This window comes from uncultured Leptotrichia sp. (assembly GCF_938036635.1).
GTDB lineage: Bacteria > Fusobacteriota > Fusobacteriia > Fusobacteriales > Leptotrichiaceae > Leptotrichia > Leptotrichia hongkongensis.
The window spans coordinates 1-1,906 of the sequence record NZ_CALHQO010000144.1 but is presented as its reverse complement, the minus strand read 5'-3'; the positions used below and the strand labels follow the sequence as shown (position 1 = coordinate 1,906).

Below are 1,906 nucleotides of genomic sequence, written 5' to 3'. Positions count from 1 at the left end.
AGTTTTAATAATTACTCCTCACTTTCAATCAACTTTTCAAATTCCCTAGCTGTTTCAGTTCTTTCAATTCTCTTAACAACTTCGTCATCAAATTCAATTTCAATGTCAAAAATATCTCTATCATATTCAAGATTATTTTCCCCATCATCTACATTTTCATCTTCAAAAAATTCATCAGTCATAATTGAAATTCCCACCTATCTTTAGTTTTTAATCAGGATAACTGTTCCTGTAATATTTATAATACGAAGATCTGCTTATCTGCATAAACCTGCAAAAACTTTTTACACTTATTTCCTTATTTCGTACTCGTTTTAACATATCCTGTTCTTCTTTTGAAAGATTTAAAACTTTGACTGGCCGTCCAATTACATTTCCAGTTTTCCTGCTGTATCTTTTCCCAGATTTTCTAAGCGGCATATTTTTAATTCCGTCATTTATTCTTTCAATTAAAATGCTTCGTTCCCTTTCAGCTAAATATATTAGAAGAGGAATTACAACAACATTTACAATTTGGTCCTTTCTGTCATTCACATTATGATTTAAAAGTTCCTGATTGATTACAGCAATATTAACTTTCATATCCTTAAGCTTTGTATAAAGCTCAGTAACTTCTGTAAAATTACGCCCAAGTCTGTCAATGTCTGTAACAACAAACGTATCATTTTCCCGAATTTTTGATAAAATTTTCTGCAGTTCAGCTCTCTTCATATTTTTTCCGCTTTGTATATCACAATAAACTTCATCACAGCCAGCATTTTCAAGCGATGCTATCTGCCGTGTCAAATCCTGCTTTGCCGTGCTTACTCTTGCATATCCAAATTTCATTTAGACAACTCCTTTACAAAAATGTATACTAAAATATATTTTAATTTAGTGTACATTATTTTGCTTATTATACCCTTAAATTCAGTATAGTTTTAAGCGTGCATTAAAACATCTGTTTTGATAAGCAGATGTAATTCTTTATTGTTACATTTGACTTAATAATACGTTCATTTATTCATTTAAAAAAATATCTTGACAAACCAAAGTAAATAAGGTAAAATACCTTTATAAATGGAATGCTCTATACAAGTTATTTATAACGCAGGTATAGACTCAAAGACGGCTCTCATAGAAATATGAGAGTTTTTTATAGGAGGAAAAATTGGATAAACCTTTTAAAACGTTTTCAGAGCAAGTTAATATATTAAATGGCAGAATGAAAACTGACCAAAATACTATTTATTATTTAATGAGAAACAACTATTATTCTATCATAAATTTCTACAAAGATCCTTTTGTAATAAATCGAAGAAAAGAAATTTATAGGGATGGTACTCATTTTAATGATATAAAGTCTCTGTATGAATTTGATAGAGATTTAAGAACTTTATTTTTCAATTATCTCACTCAGATAGAAAGATTATTTAAAACTATGATAGCTTATTATTTTTCAGAATACCATAATCCAACAAAAATAGAAACTTATTTGGATGACAATAATTACTTTAAAAGGAAAAAAACAAGAAGAACAATCACAGATGTAATAAATACTCTTACAAATATAAAAAACAACAATACTTTGCCAATTATCTCTCATTATCACAAAACTGGAAAAGATAACATTCCTTTTTGGGTTGTCATACATTTCATTACTTTCGGAGAATTAAGTAAACTTTATTCAATTTTAATCAACGATGTAAAGGACAACATTGTTAGTTGTTGTCAAAATCTCTTTGAAACTGAATATGGAACTCATTTAACAATAGATAAACTCTTTATAGGTACATTTCTAAAATCTTGTTCAAGATTTAGAAATGCTGCAGGACATAATGAGAGATTTTATAATTATACCATTAAAGAATTTTTAAATTTATCAAATACTTCTGGAATAACAAGTAATAATAAAAAGTTATTCTCC

General features: G+C 27.8%; 3 protein-coding genes. 1 reads left to right on the top strand and 2 read right to left on the bottom strand.

The window, feature by feature from the left end; genetic code table 11:
* Positions 1-11: 11 nt before the first annotated feature.
* Complete coding sequence (locus Q0370_RS02750) at positions 12-182, bottom strand: hypothetical protein (protein WP_178936457.1); 171 nt, start codon at positions 180-182, stop codon at positions 12-14.
* Positions 183-210: 28 nt separating this feature from the next.
* The gene (locus tag Q0370_RS02745) at positions 211-828 is read right to left on the bottom strand and encodes a recombinase family protein (protein WP_299571809.1); all 618 of its coding nucleotides are present in this window, start codon (positions 826-828) and stop codon (positions 211-213) included.
* A gap of 322 nt (positions 829-1,150) precedes the next feature.
* Here Q0370_RS02745 and Q0370_RS02740 point away from each other — a divergent pair.
* A partial coding sequence (locus Q0370_RS02740; RefSeq protein ID WP_299571806.1) for an Abi family protein occupies positions 1,151-1,906 on the top strand: 756 nt, incomplete at its 3' end.